Genomic DNA, 21,163 nt, shown 5'->3' on the forward strand with positions numbered 1-21,163 from the left:
CTGTTCTTCTCAGTGTCAGAGCGCGTCCGGTCCGCGCTCGCCGGTGCGGACCCGGACGGCGGTCTCGACCGGAAGGGACCAGACCTTGCCGTCACCGATCTTGCCGGTGCGGGCCGCCTTCACGATGACGTCGATCAGCTGCTCGGCGTCGTCGTCCTCGGCCAGCACCTCGATACGGATCTTGGGGACCAGGTCGACCGTGTACTCGGCGCCGCGGTAGACCTCGGTGTGACCCCGCTGCCGACCGTAGCCGCTGGCCTCGGTGACGGTCAGGCCGTGTACGCCGAACGCCTGGAGGGCTTCCTTGATCTCGTCCAGCCGGTGCGGCTTGACGACAGCGGTGATGAGCTTCATGCGTCCACCTTCTTGCTAGCGGCTGCGGCGACCGGGGCGGTGGCGGGGGCGGTGCGGGAGGCACCACCGCCGGCGCCGCTGAAGTCGTATGCGGTCTCGGCGTGCTCGGCCTGGTCGATGCCGGCCACCTCGTCGTCCTCGGATACCCGCATGCCGATCGTCTTGTCGAGCAGGAAGGCGAGGATCGCGGACACGACCAGGGAGTAGGCGAGGACGGCGAAGACACCGGCGCACTGCTTCCAGAACTGCTCCAGGCCGCCGCCGTAGAAGAGGCCCGCGACCTCGGACTGGCCCTTGCCGCTGGCGAAGAAGCCGATCAGCAGGGAGCCGACGACACCGCCGACCAGGTGGACGCCGACGACGTCGAGCGAGTCGTCGTAGCCGAACTTGTACTTCAGGCCGACGGCCATGGCGCACAGCAGACCGGCGATGGCGCCGACCGCGATCGCGCCGAGCGGGTCGACCGCGCCACCGGCCGGGGTGATGGCGACCAGACCGGCAACGGCACCGGAGGCGGCGCCCAGCGTGGTGAACGCGCCGTGCCGCAGCTTCTCGTAGATCAGCCAGGCCAGCATGGCGGCGGCGGTGGCGATCTGGGTGTTGACGAACATCAGCGCGCCGACGCCGTCGTCGTTGCCCAGCCAGGAGCCCGCGTTGAAGCCGAACCAGCCGAACCACAGCAGACCGGCACCGAGCATCACCAGCGGGAGGCTGTGCGGACGCATCGGGTCCTTCTTGAAGCCGATGCGCTTGCCGATCACCAGGATCACGCCGAGCGCCGCGGCACCGGCGTTGATGTGGACCGCCGTACCACCGGCGAAGTCGATCACACCGAGCTCGAAGGCCCAGCCGCCCGAGCCCCAGACCCAGTGGGCGACCGGGAAGTACACGATCGTGGCCCACAGGGCGACGAACAGCGCCCACGCCGTGAACTTCACACGGTCCGCGAGCGCGCCGCTGATCAGGGCGGGCGTGATGATCGCGAACATCAGCTGGAAGACGGCGAAGACGTAGACCGGGATGGTGTAGCCGTCCCAGAGGTCGGCGGTGCCGATTCCGGTGAAGCCGACGTAGTCGGAAGACCAGCCGATGATGCTGCCGGAATCCGTGCCGAACGCCATGGAGAAGCCGTACAGCACCCACAGGATGGTGACGATCCCCAGGCTGATGAAGCTCATCATCAGCATGTTCAGGGTGCTCTTGACCCGGACCATGCCTCCGTAGAAGAAGGCCAGGCCCGGGGTCATGAGCATCACCAGGGCGGAGCAGATGAGCATGAAGCCTGTGTTGGCGGCAGAGAGCTCCGTCTCTGCGGCAAGCGTGATGGCTGGTGCCATCGGCGTCTCCTCGTCGTTGGATACGGCCCCGTGCGGGCGAAGCCATGAGCGGTCATGAGGGGTGGGCCGGTTATGCGCCACGAGATTGGCGCAGCGCCGTTTCGGTGGAAGCCCCTCGTTGTTTCGCCGCGGTGACGAAGGCGCCCTGCGTGTTACGCGTCGATGAACTGCCTGCTGCCGGGCTGCGCGATCGTTATCGTGGCGCAACCTTCCGTGGATCCCTGCGCGGACGACGCGGACCGGCCGCGGGCGGCCTTCCGATGACCTGGCACGGGGGAGCCGAGTCGGGCAGTTCGGGAGGGCCGGCCGCGGCCGGAGTCAGAGGTTTCGGCGCTGTGCTCAGACCGCCTCGGCGGTCTCCGGAAGCTCGACGGCGAGCTTGTCGGTGAGGTCCACGACCTCGGCGATGTCACCGAAGTCACGGGCGGCGGTGTCGACGGTCTTTCGAATACGAGTGTTGACACGCTCGGAACGGACGTTCTTGGCGACCGACATGGCCCGGTCGGCGAACACGGCGCTCTGCTCGGGCTCCCGCTGGAGCAGGTGCACGGTGGCCATGCCGATGAGATTGAGCGCGTACGACCGCTGGTGCTCGGTGTCCTGCGCGAACAGCTCCACGGCCCGCCGCATCAGCGGCTCGGCCATGGAGGCGTAGGCGGGGCTGCGCCCGGCGACATAGGCGAGGTCGCGGAAGGAGTGGCTGTTCTCGGCGTACAGCTCGGCCTCGGAGAAGAAGCGGATCCAGTCCGGGTCCGGCTCGTCCCAGTCGTCGGCGTCGGTGAAGGTGTCCTCGGCCATCCGCACGGCCCGCTTGCACTTGCCGGGCTGGCCCATGTTGGCGTACGCGCGGGCCTCCATCGCATACAGCATCGACTGGGTGCGCGGGCTCGCGCAGTCCCGGCTGCCGTACTGCGCGAGGTGGAGCAGCTCCAGGGCGTCGTCGGGCCGCCCGAGGTGGATCATCTGGCGGCTCATGCTGGAGAGGATGTACGAGCCGAGCGGCTTGTCGCCGGCCTCCTTGGCGGCGTGCAGGGCGAGCACGAAGTACTTCTGCGCGGTGGGCTGGAGCCCCACGTCGTACGACATCCAGCCGGCCAGCTCGGCCAGCTCGGCGGCGACCTTGAACAGCTTGCGGGTGGTGGCCTCGGGCTGGGGCTCCTGGAGCAGGTCGGTCACCTCGTGCAGCTGGCCGACGACCGCCTTGCGGCGCAGGCCGCCGCCGCACTGGGCGTCCCACTGGCGGAACATCACCGTGGTGGACTCCAACAGGTCCAGCTCCGGCTTGGACAACCGCCCCCGCGCGCGGGTGGACGGCACCGACGCGGGCTCGGGCCGTGGTCCGGGCGGCGCGGGGACCAGCCAGCGCTGCAGGGGCTCGATCAGGGCCGGGCCGGCGGACAGGGCGAGCGAGGTGCCGAGGAAGCCGCGGCGGGCCAGCATCAGGTCGCTGCGCGAGAACTCGCCGAGCAGGGCGATCGTCTGCGGGCCCGTCCAGGGCAGGTCGACGCCGGTGGTGGAGGGCGTCTGGCGGGCGGTGCGCAGGCCGAGGTCCTCGATGGAGACGACGCAGCCGAACCGCTCGGAGAACAGCTCGGACAGGATCCTGGGGATCGGCTCGCGCGGGTTCTCGCCGTCCAGCCAGCGGCGTACCCGGGAGGTGTCGGTGGAGATGTGGTTGGCGCCCAACTGGCGTGCTCTGCGGTTCACTTGACGGGCCAGCTCGCCCTTCGACCAGCCGCTGCGCACGAACCACGAGCCCAACAGCTCGTTCGGGCGCTTCTCAGCGTTCGTCCCGCCTCCGCCGTTGTCGCCCACTGGAACGCCCCCATCCCTCAGATCACCTGTCACCAAGTGCGCCAAGCCTTATCAGAATGCCCGTCGGTTCAGCCCCCGTCCGGCACTTCTCAGCCTTCGAACGAGGAGCCGTCTTGCCTCCGGCATACCCACCGGCGCATGTGCCCCCGGTTGCCGTGCACACACGGTAATCCTACGATCACCGACCCGGCCACGGCGATTGCGGAAACGCCACCATTCGCCACCCCTTCGAATGAACTACCGGTCCCCTCCGCACGATTCACTTGACATAGGACGGACGGAAATGGGCGGACGGGTGCACGCAGGGGCGCGTGTTCCCGAGCGCGCCACCCGGGTTGCTTCCGGAAGCCGTCTGGACCGCGCCACAGCGGGAAGTCGGGAACGGAGAGTCACGTTCTGATTCCGTCTCGTAACCACCGGTGCGTCGGACCCGTTGGAGGGGGCATGGGCTTCACGATCGGCAGCAGTCGGGGGATCCGCGACATCCGGTCCGGCTCGCGCCGCCGCGGCCGCTCGTCGGATTGCACCGCCGTGGCGGAGTACACCGGGCTGTGGGGCTGGGACGTCGTCCCGGGCGCCCGGGCCGCCGCGGGCGTCTGTTCCTGCGGGCGCCCGGAGTGCCGGGCGCCCGGCGCGCATCCGCTGGACTTCGCGTCGGAGGTGCCGGCGGGAGCGACGCTGGACGAGGTGACCAAGTCCTGGGCGGAGCTCCCGGGCGCGGCGGTGATGCTGCCGGTCGGGCGGGCGTTCGACGTGATCGAGGTGGCCGAATCCGCCGGGCGACGGGCCCTGGTCCGGCTGGAGCGCATGGGCCTGCCCCTCGGCCCCGTCACCGCCACCCCCGATGGCCGCGCCCACTTCCTCGTCGCCCCCGGCTCCACGTCCGAGCTGCCCGCGCTGCTGTACCGGATGGGTTGGGACGACACGCATCTCGACCTGCGCGGCCTCGGCCCCGGTACGCACATCACGGCCCCACCCTCCGACCGCGCGGGCCTCGGCCCGGTGCGCTGGCTGCGCCCGCCGGACCTGGACTCGGCCCGGAAGCCGCCGACGGCACGGTTGCTGCTGGGAACGCTGGCCTACGTGGCGCACCGGTCGCGGGCGTAGTCGTACACGACAACAGCACGTGCACAGCCGCACACAGCCGTACACGGCCCGTACACAGCGAAGCGCCCGTCCCCGATGACGTCTCGGGGCGGGCGCTTCTTGGTGTGCGGGTTTCCGTCGGTGCTCACTCTCCGATAAGCGCATCCACGAACGCCTCCGGCTCGAACGGTGCCAGATCGTCCGCGCCCTCGCCGAGCCCGACCAGCTTGACCGGGACGCCGAGTTCGCGCTGCACGGCGACCACGATGCCGCCCTTGGCGGTGCCGTCCAGCTTGGTGAGGACGATGCCGGTGATGTCGACGACCTCCGCGAAGACGCGGGCCTGGACGAGGCCGTTCTGACCGGTGGTGGCGTCGAGGACGAGCAGCACCTCGTCCAGCGGGGCGTGCTTCTCGACGACGCGCTTGACCTTGCCGAGCTCGTCCATGAGGCCGGTCTTGGTGTGCAGCCGTCCGGCAGTGTCGATGAGCACCACGTCGGAGCCCATCTCCTTGCCCTCCTTGACGGCGTCGAAGGCGACGGAGGCGGGGTCGCCGCCCTCCGGCCCGCGCACGGTGTACGCGCCGACGCGCTCGCCCCAGGTCTGGAGCTGGTCGGCGGCGGCGGCCCGGAAGGTGTCGGCGGCGCCGAGCACGACGGTGCGGCCGTCGGCCACCAGCACCCGGGCGAGCTTGCCGGTGGTGGTGGTCTTGCCGGTGCCGTTGACGCCGACGACCATGACGATGCCGGGCTTGGTGTTCTCGGGCTCGGTCTTCACGGTGCGGTCGAAGTCGGTGCCGACCAGCGTGAGCAGTTCGTCGCGGAGCAGGCCGCGCAGCTCCTCGGGAGTGCGGGTGCCGAGCACCTTCACGCGCTCGCGCAGTCGTTCGACCAGCTCCTGGGTGGGCTGCACACCGACGTCGGCGGTGAGCAGGGTGTCCTCGATCTCCTCCCAGGTCTCCTCGTCGAGGTGCTCGCGCGAGAGCAGCGAGAGCAGCCCCTTGCCGAGGGCGTTCTGGGAGCGGGACAGACGGGCGCGGAGGCGGATGAGCCGCCCCGCGGTGGGCTCCGGGATCTCGATCTCGGTCGGCGGGAGCTCGACGACGGGCGGCTCCTCGACGGCGACCGGGGCCGAGCCGTCGGGGAGGTCCACCTCCTCGATCGTGCGACGCGGTTCCTCCCGCGGCGTCTCGGCCTCGTCGCCGACGTGCGGCTCGGCCGGAGGGGCGGTGATGTCGGGCGTCGTGGGCGGCGGCGGGGGCAGCGGCTTCTTCCGCCGGCTGCCGATGACGAGCCCGCCGATCGCGCCGAGCACGACCACGGCGATGACTACAGCAAGGATGACGATTTCCATAACCCGTCCAGTATCAGCCATGGGGCCCGGCGAACCCAGTTTGTAGGTTCGTCCAAGCGACCTTCGGGCCCGCGACCGCACCTCTGGCCACCTGACGTACCGTCAGCTACCGTCCCCCTCCACAGCCCGCCCGGCGAAGGGGACCCCCATGCCCGTCTCGGTCGTCCGTTTCAATCTCGTCGAACCCGGCGCCACCCCCGCCTCCCTCCACGCCCGCTACAAGGCGGCCCTGGAGATGGCCGCCTACGCCGAGGACCGGGGAATCGCGACCGTGCAGACGGAGGAGCATCACGGCGTGCCGAACAACTGGCTGCCGTCGCCGTTCGCGTTCGCCGGAGCGGTGCTCGGGGCCACCCGACGCATCGCGGTCACCGTGTCGGCGGTCATCGGTCCCCTGCACGACCCGCTGCGCCTCGCCGAGGACATCGCCGTCCTGGATCTGCTGAGCGGCGGCCGGCTGGTGACCGTCGCAGGCATCGGGTACCGGCCCGAGGAGTACGCGCTGTTCGGCGTGGACTGGGCGCGGCGCGGGCGGTTGCAGGACGAGGTGCTGGAGACGGTGCTGAAGGCGTGGACCGGGGAGGAGTTCGAGTACCGGGGGCGGTCGGTGCGGGTCACGCCGCGCCCGTACTCCGACCCGCACCCCCTCCTCCTGGTCGGCGGCTCCTCCAGGGCCGCCGCCCGCCGGGCCGCCCGCCTCGGCCTGCCCTTCTTCCCCAGCGCGCACCTGCCCGAGCTGGAGGCGTACTACAAGGAGCGCCTGGTCGAGTACGGCACCGAGGGCTGGACCATGATGCCGGCCGCCGAGACGCCGCTGCTGCACCTGGCCGAGGACCCGGACCGGACGTGGGCGGAGTACGGCGGGCACTTCCTGCACGAGGCGCGCACGTACGCCTCCTGGCAGTCGGCGGACATCCGCTCGGCCGTGCGGTCGGCGGCCACGACCGTGGACGAGCTGCGTACCGAGGGCGTCTACCGGGTGCTCACGCCGGACGAGTGCGTGGCGCAGGGGCTCGACCACCTCGTCCTGCATCCGCTGGTGGGCGGGATGCCGCTGGAGGAGGGCTGGCGCAGCCTGCATCTGTTCTGCGAAAACGTGTTGCCCCGGCTCAGTGGCTGAGCCGGGGCAGCACGTCTCTCACGAGACGAGGAGAGGGGCAGCGGGGACTTGGCCCGTCTCCTCGGGATCAAGGGGCCTCAGTACGAGGCTCAGCCCATCTCCTCCAGCGACTTGCCCTTCGTCTCCTTCACGAACTTCAGGACGAACGGGATGGAGAGCGCGGCGAAGACGGTGTAGATCACGTAGGTCACGGAGAGGTTCCAGTCGGCCAGCGACGGGAAGCTCGCGGTGATGGCCCAGTTGGCGATCCACTGCGCGGCGGCGGCCACACCCAGGGCGGCGGCGCGGATCCGGTTCGGGAACATCTCGCCGAGCATGACCCAGACGACCACACCCCACGACAGGGCGAAGAAGAGGACGAAGACGTGGGCGGCGATCAGGGCGACCCAGCCCTGGGTCTCCGGGAGCTTGCCGCCGACGAGGTCGAAGGAGAACGCCCAGGCCTCCAGCGCGAGGCCGATCACCATGCCGACCGAGCCGATGATCGCGAGCGGTCGGCGGCCGATGCGGTCGACGAAGATCATCGCGATGACGGTGCCGACGATGTTGATGATCGACGTGGTGAACGAGTAGAAGAACGAGTCCGACGGGTCCACGCCGACCGACTGCCACAGCGTCGAGGAGTAGTAGAACGCGACGTTGATGCCGACGAACTGCTGGAAGACCGACAGGCCGATACCGATCCACACGATCGGCTTGAAGAAGAAGCTGCCGCCAAGCAGGTCCTTGAACGTGGACTTGTGCTCGCTCGTCATGGCGTGCTCGATCTCGGCGACACGGGCGTCGAGATCGATGTCCCGGCCCTCGACCTCGGAGAGGATCTCGCGGGCGCGGTCGCGCTTGCCGACGGAGAGCAGGTAGCGCGGGGACTCGGGGATGGCGAAGGACAGCAGCCCGTACAGGACGGCCGGGACGACCATGACGCCCAGCATCAGCTGCCAGGCCTCCAGGCCCATCAGCTCACCGCGCTGGTCGCCGTCGGCGGCGTTCAGGATGCCCCAGTTGACCAGCTGCGAGATGGCGATGCCGACCACGATCGCGGCCTGCTGGAAGGAGCCGAGGCGGCCGCGGTACGCGGGCGGGGCGACCTCGGCGATGTAGGCCGGGCCGATCACGGAGGCCATGCCGATGGCGAAGCCACCGACGACGCGCCAGAAGGCGAGGTCGTACAGCGAGAAGGGCAGCGCCGAGCCGACGGCGCTCACGGTGAACAGCACCGCGGCGATCTGCATGCACCGGATGCGGCCGATGCGGTCGGCTATCCGGCCCGCCGTCGCGGCGCCGATGGCGCACCCGATCAGCGCGACGGCGATGACCTGCGCCAGCGCCGCGGAGCCGATGTCGTAACGGTCCCGGATGGCCTCGACGGCGCCGTTGATCACGGAGCTGTCGTAGCCGAACAGGAAGCCGCCCATCGCGGCCGCCGCCGCGATGAAGATGACGTGCCCGAGATGCTCGGGCTGAGCCGACCTGGCTCCTGACTTGGGTGCCTGCGCTGTGCTGGTCACGTGTACTCCTCGGGCCACCGGCAACGCTGCCGGAGTGGGGTGAGCCCTCGCAGGTGGCAAACCTGAAGGTAAAAGCAACGTTGCAGAGACTATGCCTTCAAGTTTCGAAGTCAATAGGTTGATGTTAAGAAGCTTGAAGGGTAAGCGCGTCGACTTGCGTTCACTACTTGAATGATCGGACCAGTTGAGCGGATCGAGCCAGGTCGGGGCAGGTCCGGCTCCGGCACGCCCTCAGCGCAGCCGCTGGCTGATGACCTTCGACACACCGTCGCCCTGCATGGAGACGCCGTACAGCGCGTCGGCGACCTCCATGGTCCGCTTCTGGTGCGTGATGACGATGAGCTGCGAGGCCTCCTGCAGCTCCTGCATGATCCGGATCAGCCGCTGCAGGTTGGTGTCGTCGAGCGCGGCCTCGACCTCGTCCATGACGTAGAACGGACTGGGCCGGGCCTTGAAGATCGACACGAGCAGAGCGACGGCGGTCAGCGAGCGCTCGCCACCGGAGAGCAGACTGAGCCGCTTGACCTTCTTGCCCGGTGGCCGGGCCTCGACGTCGACGCCGGTGGTGAGCATGTTGTCGGGGTCGGTCAGCACCAGCCGCCCCTCGCCGCCCGGGAACAGCCGGCTGAAGACGCCCTCGAACTCCCGGGCCGTGTCCCAGTAGGCCTCGGTGAACACCTGCTCGACCCGCTGGTCGACCTCCTTGACGACCTGGAGCAGATCGGCGCGGGTCTTCTTCAGGTCCTCCAGCTGCTCGCTGAGGAACTTGTGCCGTTCTTCCAGCGCCGCGAACTCCTCCAGGGCCAGCGGGTTCACCTTGCCGAGCTGCTGGTAGGCCCGCTCGGCCGACTTCAGCCGCTTCTCCTGCTCGGCCCGCACGAAGGGTTTCGGCTGGTTGCGGGGGTGCTCGGGATCCTCCGGCAGCTCCTCGCCCTCGGCGGGTGGAGAGGGCGGTACGAGCTGATGCGGGCCGTACTCCGCGATCAGCCCCGCCGGTTCGACGCCCAGCTCCTCCAGCGCCTTGGTCTCCAACTGCTCGATCCGCAGCCGCTTCTCGGCTCCGAGCACCTCACCGCGGTGCACCGAGTCGGTGAGCTTGTCGAGCTCGGCCTTGAGGTCACGGCCCTCGGTGCGGGCGGCGGCGAGTTCCTGCTCGCGCAGTGCCTTGGCGGCCTCGGCGGATGTGCGCTCCCGTTCGGCGCGGGCGAGGGAGACCTCGACGTGCGCCAGCAGCTGGCGGGCACCGGAGGCGACGGCTTCGGCGACGGCCGCCTCGTGTCTGAGGCGCGCCCGCCGTTGCTCGGCACGCGCGCGTGCGTCGCGCTCCGCTCGGGCGGCGCGGTCGAGGGAGTCGGCGCGTCCGGCGAGTCCCTTGACGCGTTCCTCGTGCGTACGGACCTGGAGGCGGGCCTCCATCTCCGTCTGGCGCGCGTTCGCACCGTCGGCGGCGAGCCGGTCGCGTACGGAGGTGTCGGGCTCCTCCTCGATCGGCATCTCCTCGGCGACGGCGAGCCGTTCGGCGAGTTCCTCGACGTCCATCAGCGCCTTGTCGAGTGCCTCCTGCGCCCGCGCGGCCGCGGCGACGCTGCGCTCGGCCTCGCCGGCGGCGGCCCGGGCCTGTCCCGCGAAGCGCCCGAGCTGCTGCGCCACGGACGACTTCTCCCGGTCGGCGGCCCGCCGCCGCTCCCCCAGTTCCTCGACGAGCGCGGCGGCCTCCTTGCGTCGCTCGGCCGCGACGTGCTGCGCCTCGGTCAGGTCCTCGCACCGTACGGCCAGCTCCTCCAGCTCGGCGGCGGCCTCGTCCACCGACGCCTGGACCTCCAGCAGGCTGGGCGCCCCGGCGGAGCCGCCGTGCGCGAAGTGGGCGCCGAGGAGGTCGCCTTCGGCGGTGACGGCGGTGAGGTGCGGGTGGGCGTAGACGAGGTCTTCGGCGTTCTCCAGGGTGTCGACGACGACGATGTCGCGTAGGAGGCGGTGTACGGCGGGCATGAGGTCGGGGGGGCCTTGGACGAAGTGCGCGGCGGGGGGTGCCGGGGAAGGCCGTGGGGCGTCTGCGGGTTCGTTGTGGCTGGTCGCGCAGTTCCCCGCGCCCCTTGAGGGCGTTGCCGCCGGCGCCCCCGACAGCAGCAGGGCCGCCCTGCCGCCGTCCTGCTTGCGCAGTAGCCGGATGGCCTCTGCCGCCGAGGCTGGTGTCGTCACCGCGATCGCGTCCGCCGCCGCGCCGAAGGCCGCAGCCAGCGGTACCTCGTATCCGGGGGTCACCGACAGCAGTTCCGCCGCCGGGCCCAGGATTCCGGTGAGTCGGTCCCGTGCCCCCAGGAGTATTCCGGTCCCGTCCTTTCGGCGCAGGCCCATGGCCAGGGCGTCGTGGCGGGCCTGGGTCGCGGCGCGCTTGCGTTCCGCCGTCGTGGCTGCCTCGCGGGCCGCGGCGAGGGCGGACTCTGCCTCGGCCAGCTGTTGTCTGGCCGTCTCGTGCCGCTCGGCGAGTTCGGCGTCGCCGGCGTCGAGGCCGTCGACCTCGGCCTTGAGTGCCTCGTACTCCTCCTGCGCGGCGACCGCGCGCTGCTGTGCCTCGTCGCGGGCGGCGGCGAGCCGGTCGATCTCGGCCTGGGCGGAGGCCGCGCGTGAACGGGCCGCGCCGACCTGGCCGTTCAGCCGGGCCAGCCCCTCGCGGCGGTCGGCGATGGCGCGGGCCGCGTCCTTCAGACGGCGTTCCTCGTGCGCCAGCTCGCGCTCCAGTTCGGCGCGGTGGGCGACCGTGTCGTCGAGGGCACGCTGGGCCGCTTCCAGGGCGGCCTCCAACTCGGCCTCCTGCTCACGGATGCGGTGGGCCTCGCGCTCCATGTCCTCGGGGTCGCGGCCGCGCCGTTCCTCGGGAGGGGCGGAGGTCGCGCTCTTCACCCGCGCCTCGGCCAGCGAGATCGTGCCGCGCACCCGTTCGGCGAGCTGGGACAGCTCGTACCAGGTCTGCTGCGCGCGTTGGAGGCGCGGGGTGAGCCGACGGACCTCGTCCTCCAGCAGCGCCTCCCGCTGCAGGGCCCTGCGCAGCTCCTGCTCGGCGGCCTCCTTGCGTTCCTTCAGCGCGGCCTCGTCGGCGACCTCGGCCTTCAGTGCCTCACGGAGTCGTACGAGATCGTCGGCCAGCAGGCGGAGGCGGGCGTCGCGCAGGTCGGCCTGGATGACAGCGGCCCTGCGCGCGACCGCGGCCTGGCGACCCAGGGGCTTCAGCTGCCGACGCAGTTCGTCCGTGAGGTCCTGCACGCGCGCGAGGTTGGCCTGCATCGCGTCCAGCTTCCGCAGCGCCTTCTCCTTGCGCTTGCGGTGCTTCAGGACGCCCGCCGCCTCCTCGATGAAGGCCCGGCGGCCCATGGGGTCGGCGTGCAGTACGGAGTCGAGCTGGCCCTGGCCGACGATGACGTGCATCTCCCGGCCGATGCCGGAGTCGGAGAGCAGCTCCTGGATGTCGAGCAGGCGGCAGGTGTCGCCGTTGATCTGGTACTCGCTGCCGCCGTTGCGGAACATGATCCGCGTGATGGTGACCTCGGCGTACTCGATGGGCAGTGCCCCGTCGGAGTTGTCGATGGTCAGTGACACCTCGGCGCGGCCCAGCGGGGGGCGGCCGGTGGTGCCGGCGAAGATGACGTCCTCCATCTTGCCGCCGCGCAACGACTTGGCGCCCTGTTCGCCCATGACCCAGCTGAGCGCGTCCACGACGTTGGACTTGCCCGAGCCGTTCGGTCCGACGACACACGTGATGCCCGGCTCGAACCGGAGCGTGGTCGCCGAGGCGAACGACTTGAACCCGCGGAGGGTCAGGGCCTTGAGGTGCACGCCGCTGGACTCTACCTTCCGGGGTTGTCTCACTCCATGAACCCGCGGTTTCGCCCCTGAACGCGCAGGGCACACCAAACGTTAAAGACACTGAAAGGATGCGCGGGGGAAAGAAAGAAGGGACGCCGAAGCGTCCCTTGCGACTTCTTGACAACTGAGCGGTTGATACGGGCAGCCCAACCACTGCGTGTCGTTGTGCGATGCAGTGATCAGGTGAGCGCAGGCTCCGCCTGGTGTGCGTCGACGCTCTCCATGATCCTGTCGTGGTGAGAAGCGGCAGCCGTCAGCGCGTCATTCTCCGCCTGGATCCGTACGAGCTCGGATTCCAGGTCCTGTACGCGCTGCTGGAGCCGTCGCATCTCGGCGAGGAGTCGAGGGTCGGAGCCGCCGACGTAACCGAGAAGCGCCTTTGCCATGATGGATGGTCCTCCACACTGAGTGACCGACCGATGCGGTGTGGGTCGTGAGGGATTCGCACCCGCGGCCGCTTGGCACTGTGGAGTTGTGCTGCCGTTCATACATGCCAAACAGCTAAGGTGCGCGGGGCTTTCAGCGTCTCACCAAAAAGTTTGACGGTCAACACGATCACGCCCTGTATTGGGGGACAACCCGGTGGCACGCGGCCGGACACGGCGGCGCGGCGACTGACGCGGGGCCCTCAGGGCGTGGCGATCATCCTTGCGCGTGGAGCCTGCCACGGCAAGCGGTTCTTGGCAATCACCTGCTCGTTTCCGCTCCGGGCGGCCGCGGCAGGCCTGTCCCGACCCCGCCGCGAGAGCACCCTGACCGCGTGATGTCAGCGGACGCCGAAGCCGTCGTAACCGCCGCGAGGTGTGTCCCAGATCTCGGTGACACCGTCCACGCGCCCGGGCGTGTCGTCACCCTGGAGCCAGTCCAGAAGCCCCTGACAGCCCTCGCGTGAGCCCTCCGCGACCACCTGGACGCGTCCGTCGTCCAAATTGAGAGCAAAACCACTCAGGCCGCCGATCTCCAGGGCCTTGGCCCGAGTGAACCAGCGAAAACCCACACCTTGGACGCGTCCTCGCACCCAGGCGATCAGCCGCACATCCTCGCTCATGGATGCAACCTAACCGGCCAATGTCACTCGGGACACTTCCTCACCCACCGCCATGCGGTACCGTCCAGCCCCAATGCATCTCATATGAAACTCACTCGATCGAGTGAGTTTTGTTGATCAAAACGGACGTGTCGACCGCGAGGACGAGGAAGGCCATCACATGGGACGCCACCGACGCTCAGCCGCCGGCCGCGCCGCCACGGGCCGCGCCACGGAGAGCGGCGAAACGCACGGCTCCGCCACGGGAGGCCAGACTCCGCCGCACTCGTACGCGGGCGAGCCGGGCAGCGCACCGCATCTGAACCCGCGGGCGTACGCAGAGGCGGTCTCGAAGAGTGACGCCTACCTCTTCGCCCCGGACGGCGACACCGCGACCTTCCCGGCGGCCGACGGCTTCGGCCCCGACGGCGAAAACCCGCGCGGCCGCTCGCACCGCCGCAGGAAGAAGGGCCTGACGCCCGTCCGCACCGGTCTGCTCGGCGTCTCCGCCGCGGTCGCGATCGGTACGGTCGCGGTCGCCACCGGCGTCCTGCCCGGCGGCGACACCTACACGCTCGGTGGCGGCGGTGCCGACAAGGTGCAGGCCGATGACACGCCGACGAACACCGAGTCCCAGCAGGGCGGAACGTCCGGCACCGCCGAGGCCGGCAGCGGCAGCAGCAGCCCGTCGACCAGCCGCGACACCAAGCGCTCCACCTCCCCGTCGCCGTCCCCTTCCACCTCCTCGGCCAAGCCCACCACCAAGGCACCGGCCCCCAAGGCCCCGTCCAAGGAGCCGACGACCGCCCCGTCGTCGAAGAAGCCGACGCCGACCCCGTCCCGTACGCCCTCGAAGGTGCCGACGCAGCGGAGCACCCCGTCGGTGACGATCTCCCCGGAGACCGCCGCCGAGGCCGAGGTACTCAAGCTCGTCAACGACGAGCGCGCCAAGGCCGGGTGCAGCCCGCTGGCCGCGAACAGCGCGCTCGCGGAGCTGGCCGGGAACTACAGCGAGGCCATGGCCGAGCAGGGCTTCTTCGACCACACCGACCCCAGCGGGCGCACCCCCTGGGACCGCGCGGAGGCGGCCGGCATAAGCAACCTCGGCGGCGAGAACATAGCCCGGGGCCAGGCCGACGCGGCGGCCGTCATGGAGTCCTGGATGAACAGCCCCGGCCACCGGGCCAACATACTGAACTGCGACTTCAAGACCCTCGGCGTCGGTGTGCACTACGGGTCGGGCGGCCCGTGGTGGACGCAGAACTTCGGGTACTAGAGGACTCCACAGCACTTACTCGCGGTTAGCGCAACCTGTTGGTCAGCGCTGTCCGCACGTACGCTTGCGGCATGACCATCGAGCGCACACCGGAGCAGGACCTCCCGTTCGACGTGTTCTCCAAGGCCTGCCCCTCCCGGGGCACGCTGGAGCACGTCACGGGCCGCTGGGGTGCGCTCACCCTCGGCGCCCTGCACGAGGGCTCGCTGCGCTTCAACGAGCTGCGGCGCCGGGTCGACGGGGTGAGCGAGAAGATGCTCTCCCAGACTCTGCACGCGCTGGAGCGCGACGGTCTGGTGCACCGCGAGGCCCAGCCGACCAACCCGCCCCGCGTCGACTACGAGCTGACGCCCCTCGGGCACGAGGTCGCCGAGCGCCTGCTGGCGCTCATCCATCACCTTCAGGGGCGGATGGACGACGTACTCGCCGCCCGGGAGCGCTACGACGAGATGCGCGGCGGTCGCTGACACTTCGGGCAGTAGTAGCTGGACCGGTTCATCCACGGGCGCCGGCGTATCGCCGTACCGCACCTGCGGCACGGCAGCCCCTCACGTCCGTACGCGTCCAGCGAGCGGTCGAAGTAGCCGGACTACGACAGTAATTGACGTTCATCCCGGGCGTCGCTGGCTTCGCTCCGGCACTGACTGTCTGACCAGCGACGTTGGGTCGGCTGGTGCACAGTAGTGGGCACGTGGGTAAGGGCAGAGCGGTCGTACACCTGTGGCGAATCCGTTGAGTCACCGTCGAGCTGGGTCAGGCCGGTTCCCGGGCGCTCACCGCTGCGATCCCCACCAGGTCGCGTCGACGGCTCGTCAGCGGGCTCCGCTGCTCTACGTCAAAGCGCTTCCAGCTTCGGTACGCCTTCGGCTTCCGGCTCGAAGGGCCACAGCGATACGCGCTTTCTGCCCTCTGTCAGCGGAGTGGCGGAAGCCTCGATCGCGTCGATGTGGATCTGAGGGTCCGGACGAAAAAACGCAGCCTCAAGATCTGCGACCTTCATCATGATCTTAGTGACGCGGCGACCGTTCCTGCCGATGACCTTTTTGCTGACGACAGGCAGCATTCCGTTTCTGATGCGTTTTAGAAGGGTCCGCCTGCAGCAACCTTGACGCTCGGCGGCGTCGATCAGATCGATCCATTCACTGGCGGCATGCACAAGCACCTCCGATTGACTCATGGAGACGACTTGCCTCCACCCCGCGCCAATCGATGAGCCTGGGTTCGCCTCAATCTGGCCAATGATGAGGGCACTGCTGGTCACCCCAGCTGGTCAGGCCCGGCGCAGCAGGATCTCGTTGATGGCGAGGTGACGTTGGCGCGACAGAGCGAACGCAATCACTTCTGCGATCTCTTCGGGACGGTCGCCGTGTCGTAGCCCTTCTGCACGGCCTTGCGGGTGGCTTCGTCGGTGATGTGGCTGGGCAGCTCGGTGTCCACCACGCCGGGCTCGATCAGCGTAACCCGAACATCGGGCAGCAGTTCCTGGCGCAGTGACTCCGACCAGCCATTGATACCCCACTTGGCGTCGGGCCAGCAGCGCGACGCTGTACCCGGTGGCGTGCAGGGCGCGGGCAGTGGCAGCGCCGATGCCGGCGGATGCGCCGGTGATCACCGCGGTGCGCTTCGTCTCCGTCGGGGCGCTCATGCGTCGAAGTCCGTGCTGTCGGTGAGCTCGGCCCACTGCTCGACCTGGCGCAGCTGGTCCTCGAGGACCCCGGTCACGGCTTTGCGAGCATCGGTGCCGAACGGAAGGAACGACGGTGGGGTCTCTGACTCGACGGCTGTGATCAGCGCCTGGGCGGCCTTCGCAGGATCGCCCGGCTAGGTGCCGTGGGTCCGGTCGTGCTCCTTGCGGCGCTTGCCCGCCGTGTCGGCGTAGGCGCTGATCGCCGCCTCCGACTGGGTCAGGGACCGCCCGGCGAAGTCGGTGCGGAACCCGCTGGGCTCGACGGCGATCACGCGGATGCCCAGCGGTCCGACCTCCTCGGCCAAGGCCGCGCCCGAGATCCCCTCGAGCGCGGCCTTGGAGGCGGTGTAAAAGCCGGAACCGGCAGGGCGGACGTTCGCAGCGATCGAGGAGACGTTCACCATCGTCCCCGAACCGTGCTCGCGCATCCCGGGAAGGACTCGCTGGATCAGCTCCACAGGGCCGTGGACATTGGTGGCGAAGAGCATCTCGACGTCGGCCGGCTCGGCCTCCTCGACGGCTGCGCAGTAACCGTAGCCGACTGACAGTACCTGCTGTAAGCAACGGAGGCAGTCGGTTAACGGGAACCGAATGAGTCCAAGAAGAGCCCAAACGAGTGATACGGACGCCTGGAGAGTGGCTGGAAAACTCGATGAAGAGCACACCCCGGTGGGCCAGCGACACCGCTCCGAGCCGCGCGATGCCCGGGCCGCCGCCGACCAGAGACTGCATCGTGGCCGAGTGGTGCGGGGCGCAGTAGGGGGCGACGTCGATGAGGCCATCGAGACCCTCCGAACCGATGCCGACACCCTGATCGACAGATTTAAACGCTGCCTCAAGACCTGCCAATGATCTTCGAACTTGACCGTTGTGTATGTTCCTGGCAACCCTCATGAGAGGAAACGACGATCGGGTCGGACCAATGGACGTTACAGCGTCCAAGCCGCAAAGTGGATCAATCCACGCACAGCCGGCTACCTCAACGTCCACGACCTCGCCCATGACGGGGACTCGGCAGCGTGACCGCGTCGGAGGAGTGCTGTTTCGCAGATGGCACCTATGAAACACCCGCGTTCTGGCACGGCTGCGACATCTTGACAGGCGCCATGCAGCGATCAAATCAGATCCCACCACCAAGAGATCGAAATTGGCTTCTCGGTGTGCTTTCCGGTCCTCTTGTCTGCGATTTCGTGGAGCGCTGCTGCGGGCCGGACGGCCGAAGAATCTGCTGCGTTGACAGGGATGTCGAGGACGGTGGTGTAGCGCGGGAGGAAGCGCTGCCACTCATAGGTTCCGCGTACCATGTTGGCCAACTGATCGGCATAAAGCAGAAGGCTGTTTCGGCCATTGGACTGCAGCTTTTCTCTCATGGCGAGGAAGAATTCCATGGAACTTTCCAGCAGGGAGCAGGTTTGGTGGACTGCTACTTGCGGTGAGCAGCCGTGCTCAATGCTGAGGATCTGTACCAGGTTTGATTCCAGGCACTCTTGGTGCTGTTCGTGCATGTAGGACGCCAGGTCCGTGGGGACGGTCAGGAGGATGCCAGCGGCCTGGCTCAGTGCGCGGGCCTCGGCGGTGAGGCGTTCGTGGGCGGGGAGCATCGTCCCCTCCGCCACCTCGATCATGTGAGCGGAGAGGATGTCCGCTCCGTCCGACGGCCGGATGAGTAGATGTTGTGCCGCTGTCCGCAGTGTTCCGGCGGCCCGGTCGCTCACTCCGCACATGGCTCCGACGGCCCACTGGTAATGGGCAAGTGAGCACAGGTGCGCCAGCTGGGGATCAGCCTGGGATCGGATCCTTTCGACGAGGTCCACGAGTGCAGACGCGAATGCGTCGAACGCGGGATCGCCCGTGGCGCCGAGCTCTGGGTACAGGGCACGCGCCATCATCTGCACGATCAGCGTATTGAATGGTGCCGGCTGATCTGAGAGCTGTCCGGCATCGCAGTAGTAGTCGTCAAAGAGTAGTGCCCAGACGAGCCAGTCGGAGAGCAGCTGCACTCCCTCTTGTGTACCGTTCGGGGCCCAACTGCACGCGAGGAACCCTGTATCCGTAGCTGCCGCGCGCAGTAGGGACCTCTCATCCAGGCCGTGCCGCTCCAGCCAGGCGTGTGACCTCGCTTCGAACGTGTCCGCACCATCTTTGACGTGCAATTCAAGCGGGCACCAGAGCGGTGGGATATCAAGAGCAACAGTCACGTCGCTTCCTTATCTGTGGCGATCTGGACCACTATTCCGAGGATCACTAGCAGCGGATTGCTGCCGGGGTCGAGGGGGGATTGCGGCTGGAAATCCCAGGCGAGTTCAGCTCTCTGGGCAGGGCGAAGCTGTACGACGAGGGCAGCGTGGTGCGGACCTTGGCCGTCAGGCCGGACCGCCATTCCCGTGATCGTCACCCAGGATGGCCAGTGCGGGTTGGGCGGCATGCGTAGCTTCACGACGCGGTGTTGACCTTCACAGACTGAGACATCCCCGTGAGGGGTTTTCAACCTGCACCGACTCAGCGACTCTCATGGGGCGTTGTGGCGTGCGGAATCATGCCGCGCCATGGAATGACCGCGAGGGTGGCCGCCAGACTGACGCTCCCTGCGGTCAGGGCGCTCGCTGTGAGGCCGTCGACGAACGCCTGCCGTGCGCCCGGCACGGGGGGCAGTACGGCGGTCGGGGTCGCCGCCGAGGCCATGGGGCCCAAGCGGTCGGTGATGACGGTGCTGAGGACGGATCCCTGGACAGCGACGCCGAGGCAGGCGCCGACCTGGCGGGTGGCGTCGTTGACCGCCGATCCCAGTCCGGAGCGAGATGGCGGGACCGCACCCATGACGGCTTCCGTGCCGGCGGCTGCCACCAGGCCGGCGCCCAGCCCGGCGATGACTTCGAAGAGGAGCAGGTGTCCGTAGCCGGAGTCGGCCCTGGTACGGGTCAGAATGGCGAACGCGGTGGTGACGAGGAGGAGTCCGGCCGCGATCGGTGTTCGTTCGCCGTACCGGGTCAGCAGTGCTGGTGCTGCGAGTGAGCCCGCGGCGAGGGCCGCAGCCAAGGGCAGCGTGCGTAGGCCGGCCTGCCAGGGGGTGTAACCCAGGACTCCTTGGAGGTAGAGGGTGATGACGAAAAGCGCTCCGTACATCGCGAAGGACAGCAGCGTCAGGGATGTGGCACCGCGCACCACGCCGGGCAGACGCAGCAGGGCGAGGGGCAGCATCGCGCGGTCGGCGCGGCGCTTCTGATGTGCGACGAACGCGGACAGCAGGGCGGCGGCCAGGGCGAAACCGGTCAGCACCGGTGTGCTCGTCCACCCTCTCGCGGGGCTTTCGATCACTGCCCAGACGAGGGTGAGCAGTCCGCCGGCCGACATCATCGCGCCCGGGAGGTCGATCCGCCCATCGCTGCGGTCCCCGGCTCGGTGGGATCCGCTCTTCGGCACGACGAGCAGGGTGAGGATCAGGGTCAACGCCACGATCGGGACGTTCACCCAGAACCCGGCGCGCCAGGAGAAACCCTCGACGAGGGCTCCGCCGACGACGGGCCCTGTCATGCCGCCCAGGCCCAGGGCGGCGGCCCACAGGGCGATCGCCCGGCGGCGCGGGACGGAGTGGGTGAAGAGGTTGGTGATGATCGACAGTGTGGCGGGCATGAGCAGGGCGGCCCCGGCGCCCATGCCGCAGCGCGCGGCGATGAGCCACTCCGGTTCCTCGGCGAGGGCTCCGAGTGCGGATGTGGTGCCGCAGATGGCCAGGCCGATCGCGAAGGCCCGGCGCCGGCCGATCCGGTCGGTGAGAGCTCCGGCGGTCAGGACGAAGCCGCCGAGGACCAGGGCGTAAGCGTCGACGATCCACTGGACCTGGGCCATGGAGGGTTTCAGGTCGCGGTCCAGGTCGGGCACGGCGACGTTGAGGACGGTCAGGTCCATGCCGAGCAGGAACACGCCCAGGCAGATGACGGCAGCGGCTGCCCAGCGCTCACGGTCACGGTCACGGATCAACGGATCGCCCGCTGCAGGTCCTTGGCGAGCTGCTGCACCAGGGCGGAGGTCTGGTACAGCGGGTAGGTATGGCGCCCGGCGAAGAGATGGGGCGTGGTGGGGGTGGTGAACAGGTCGTTCCAGCTCTCCAGACAGTCCGGCGGAACCAAAGCGTCCGCGTCGCCTCCGTACAGGGCCAGGGATGACTGCAGGGGTGGTTCGTCGTGGTGGCGGTATTGCAGGGCGAGGACCAGGTCGGCGAGGTACGGCGTGCACAGGCGTGTCACGGTCACCGGGTCTTCGAGGAGTTCGGCGGGAAGGGGCCCCACCAAGTCGGTGAACGCGTCGAGGCCCGACGCCAGCAGGACGGCCAGGAGCCGGTCGAGGTCCCCCTGGTGGGGCGCGGGAAACGCTGAGAGGGCGACGAGTGCGGGCTCGCGCTGAGCGGTACGGCGCAGGCGACGCGCGGTCTCGTAGGCGAGCAGGGCACCGAAGCTGTGTCCGAACAGGGCGAAGGGCCGTGCGTCGGTGATGTCGTGGGTGAGGGAGGTGAGTGCGGCGGTGAGTGCGCTCGGGTCGGTCAGTGAAAGTTCGTCGCGACGGTTGCCGTGGCCGGGCAGGGCGAAGGCGTACAGCTCGACAGTGGGTGGTAGCAGGTCGGCCCAGGGCTGGTAGAACTCCGGGCCGGAACCACCGGGCGGCAGGCAGTGCAACCGTAGGGCTGCCGCCGGGCGGTGGGTGAGGCGGAGAAGTGCTGGCATGGCAGCGGTCCTCATCGGGC

General features: G+C 69.1%; 17 protein-coding genes and 2 pseudogenes. 4 read left to right on the forward strand and 15 right to left on the reverse strand.

The features are described 5' to 3' along the window. Nucleotides 1–15 precede the first annotated feature (15 nt). The 3 genes from I2W78_RS10295 to nsdA form a co-directional block, all read right to left on the reverse strand. Nucleotides 16–354, reverse strand: coding sequence for a P-II family nitrogen regulator (locus I2W78_RS10295; protein WP_003997576.1), 339 nt, complete (start codon nt 352–354; stop codon nt 16–18). Further along, complete coding sequence (locus I2W78_RS10300; RefSeq protein ID WP_196458893.1) at nt 351–1,691, reverse strand: ammonium transporter; 1,341 nt, start codon at nt 1,689–1,691, stop codon at nt 351–353. The genes I2W78_RS10295 and I2W78_RS10300 overlap by 4 nt, the downstream gene beginning before the upstream one ends. Before the next feature lie 339 nt (nt 1,692–2,030). Further along, complete coding sequence (gene nsdA / locus I2W78_RS10305; protein WP_196458894.1) at nt 2,031–3,506, reverse strand: transcriptional repressor NsdA; 1,476 nt, start codon at nt 3,504–3,506, stop codon at nt 2,031–2,033. A gap of 444 nt (nt 3,507–3,950) precedes the next feature. Between nsdA and I2W78_RS10310 the strand changes: the two genes are divergently transcribed. Then, the gene (locus I2W78_RS10310; RefSeq protein ID WP_196458896.1) at nt 3,951–4,613 is read left to right on the forward strand and encodes a bifunctional DNA primase/polymerase; all 663 of its coding nucleotides are present in this window, start codon (nt 3,951–3,953) and stop codon (nt 4,611–4,613) included. A gap of 124 nt (nt 4,614–4,737) precedes the next feature. Here I2W78_RS10310 and ftsY read toward each other — a convergent pair whose 3' ends face one another. Next, nucleotides 4,738–5,946: a signal recognition particle-docking protein FtsY gene (gene ftsY / locus I2W78_RS10315; RefSeq protein WP_196458898.1), complete on the reverse strand. Its 1,209-nt coding sequence runs from the start codon at nt 5,944–5,946 to the stop codon at nt 4,738–4,740. A 148-nt stretch (nt 5,947–6,094) separates the two neighbouring features. On the opposite strand from ftsY, the gene I2W78_RS10320 reads away from it, so the two are divergent. Continuing rightward, nucleotides 6,095–7,066 (forward strand): LLM class flavin-dependent oxidoreductase, encoded by a 972-nt coding sequence (locus tag I2W78_RS10320; protein ID WP_196458900.1) that lies wholly within the window; start codon nt 6,095–6,097, stop codon nt 7,064–7,066. A gap of 89 nt (nt 7,067–7,155) precedes the next feature. On the opposite strand, the gene I2W78_RS10325 is transcribed toward I2W78_RS10320, so the two are convergent. The 4 genes from I2W78_RS10325 to I2W78_RS10340 all read right to left on the reverse strand — a co-directional run bounded on the left by I2W78_RS10325 (nt 7,156) and on the right by I2W78_RS10340 (nt 13,483). Then, nucleotides 7,156–8,574 carry a sugar porter family MFS transporter gene (locus I2W78_RS10325; protein WP_196458901.1) on the reverse strand — a complete coding sequence of 473 codons (1,419 nt, stop codon included), beginning with the start codon at nt 8,572–8,574 and terminating at the stop codon, nt 7,156–7,158. Nucleotides 8,575–8,805: 231 nt separating this feature from the next. Then, on the reverse strand, nt 8,806–12,405 hold the full coding sequence (smc, locus tag I2W78_RS10330; protein ID WP_196458902.1) for a chromosome segregation protein SMC: 3,600 nt from the start codon (nt 12,403–12,405) through the stop codon (nt 8,806–8,808). A 209-nt stretch (nt 12,406–12,614) separates the two neighbouring features. After that, nucleotides 12,615–12,821, reverse strand: a complete 207-nt coding sequence (locus I2W78_RS10335) for a hypothetical protein (protein ID WP_053762838.1) — start codon at nt 12,819–12,821, stop codon at nt 12,615–12,617. A 380-nt stretch (nt 12,822–13,201) separates the two neighbouring features. Beyond that, a complete protein-coding gene (locus tag I2W78_RS10340) occupies nt 13,202–13,483 on the reverse strand; it encodes an acylphosphatase (protein ID WP_196458903.1) in 282 nt (93 codons plus the stop codon). Between the two features lie 160 nt (nt 13,484–13,643). On the opposite strand from I2W78_RS10340, the gene I2W78_RS10345 reads away from it, so the two are divergent. Beyond that, nucleotides 13,644–14,738 (forward strand): CAP domain-containing protein, encoded by a 1,095-nt coding sequence (locus I2W78_RS10345; protein WP_196458904.1) that lies wholly within the window; start codon nt 13,644–13,646, stop codon nt 14,736–14,738. 71 nt (nt 14,739–14,809) lie between these two features. Beyond that, the gene (locus I2W78_RS10350) at nt 14,810–15,205 is read left to right on the forward strand and encodes a winged helix-turn-helix transcriptional regulator (RefSeq protein WP_196458905.1); all 396 of its coding nucleotides are present in this window, start codon (nt 14,810–14,812) and stop codon (nt 15,203–15,205) included. Here I2W78_RS10350 and I2W78_RS10355 read toward each other — a convergent pair. The 7 genes and pseudogenes from I2W78_RS10355 to I2W78_RS10385 all read right to left on the reverse strand — a co-directional run. Next, nucleotides 15,178–15,327 (reverse strand): annotated as a pseudogene (locus tag I2W78_RS10355) (bifunctional DNA-formamidopyrimidine glycosylase/DNA-(apurinic or apyrimidinic site) lyase); the annotation flags it as partial. The gene I2W78_RS10350 and the pseudogene I2W78_RS10355 sit on opposite strands and share 28 nt — an antisense overlap. Before the next feature lie 246 nt (nt 15,328–15,573). Next, nucleotides 15,574–15,915 (reverse strand): hypothetical protein, encoded by a 342-nt coding sequence (locus tag I2W78_RS10360; RefSeq protein ID WP_196458906.1) that lies wholly within the window; start codon nt 15,913–15,915, stop codon nt 15,574–15,576. 644 nt (nt 15,916–16,559) lie between these two features. Next, the gene (locus I2W78_RS10365) at nt 16,560–17,090 is read right to left on the reverse strand and encodes an SDR family NAD(P)-dependent oxidoreductase (RefSeq protein WP_307783658.1); all 531 of its coding nucleotides are present in this window, start codon (nt 17,088–17,090) and stop codon (nt 16,560–16,562) included. Beyond that, nucleotides 17,059–17,202: pseudogene (locus tag I2W78_RS10370) on the reverse strand (ATP-binding protein); the annotation flags it as partial. The pseudogene I2W78_RS10370 and the gene I2W78_RS10365, both read right to left, overlap by 32 nt. 338 nt (nt 17,203–17,540) lie before the next feature. Next, nucleotides 17,541–18,425, reverse strand: a complete 885-nt coding sequence (locus tag I2W78_RS10375) for a terpene synthase family protein (protein WP_196458909.1) — start codon at nt 18,423–18,425, stop codon at nt 17,541–17,543. Between the two features lie 499 nt (nt 18,426–18,924). Then, nucleotides 18,925–20,403, reverse strand: coding sequence for an MFS transporter (locus I2W78_RS10380; RefSeq protein ID WP_230885397.1), 1,479 nt, complete (start codon nt 20,401–20,403; stop codon nt 18,925–18,927). Beyond that, nucleotides 20,400–21,143 carry a thioesterase II family protein gene (locus I2W78_RS10385; RefSeq protein ID WP_230885398.1) on the reverse strand — a complete coding sequence of 248 codons (744 nt, stop codon included), beginning with the start codon at nt 21,141–21,143 and terminating at the stop codon, nt 20,400–20,402. Before I2W78_RS10385 ends, I2W78_RS10380 begins: the two co-directional genes overlap by 4 nt. Between the last annotated feature and the right edge of the window lie 20 nt (nt 21,144–21,163).

It is taken from the genome of Streptomyces spinoverrucosus (genome assembly GCF_015712165.1).
GTDB classification, from domain to species: Bacteria; Actinomycetota; Actinomycetes; order Streptomycetales; family Streptomycetaceae; genus Streptomyces; species Streptomyces spinoverrucosus_A.

Excerpts from the sequence above, each read along its gene's own strand:
- I2W78_RS10295 (WP_003997576.1), bottom strand. The coding sequence starts at position 354 with ATGAAGCTCATCACCGCTGTCGTCAAGCCGCACCGGCTGGACGAGATC.
- I2W78_RS10300 (WP_196458893.1), bottom strand. The coding sequence starts at position 1,691 with ATGGCACCAGCCATCACGCTTGCCGCAGAGACGGAGCTCTCTGCCGCC.
- I2W78_RS10310 (WP_196458896.1), top strand. The coding sequence starts at position 3,951 with ATGGGCTTCACGATCGGCAGCAGTCGGGGGATCCGCGACATCCGGTCC.
- ftsY (WP_196458898.1), bottom strand. The coding sequence starts at position 5,946 with ATGGAAATCGTCATCCTTGCTGTAGTCATCGCCGTGGTCGTGCTCGGC.
- I2W78_RS10320 (WP_196458900.1), top strand. The coding sequence starts at position 6,095 with ATGCCCGTCTCGGTCGTCCGTTTCAATCTCGTCGAACCCGGCGCCACC.
- I2W78_RS10335 (WP_053762838.1), bottom strand. The coding sequence starts at position 12,821 with ATGGCAAAGGCGCTTCTCGGTTACGTCGGCGGCTCCGACCCTCGACTC.
- I2W78_RS10340 (WP_196458903.1), bottom strand. The coding sequence starts at position 13,483 with ATGAGCGAGGATGTGCGGCTGATCGCCTGGGTGCGAGGACGCGTCCAA.
- I2W78_RS10345 (WP_196458904.1), top strand. The coding sequence starts at position 13,644 with ATGGGACGCCACCGACGCTCAGCCGCCGGCCGCGCCGCCACGGGCCGC.
- I2W78_RS10350 (WP_196458905.1), top strand. The coding sequence starts at position 14,810 with ATGACCATCGAGCGCACACCGGAGCAGGACCTCCCGTTCGACGTGTTC.
- I2W78_RS10360 (WP_196458906.1), bottom strand. The coding sequence starts at position 15,915 with ATGAGTCAATCGGAGGTGCTTGTGCATGCCGCCAGTGAATGGATCGAT.
- I2W78_RS10385 (WP_230885398.1), bottom strand. The coding sequence starts at position 21,143 with ATGCCAGCACTTCTCCGCCTCACCCACCGCCCGGCGGCAGCCCTACGG.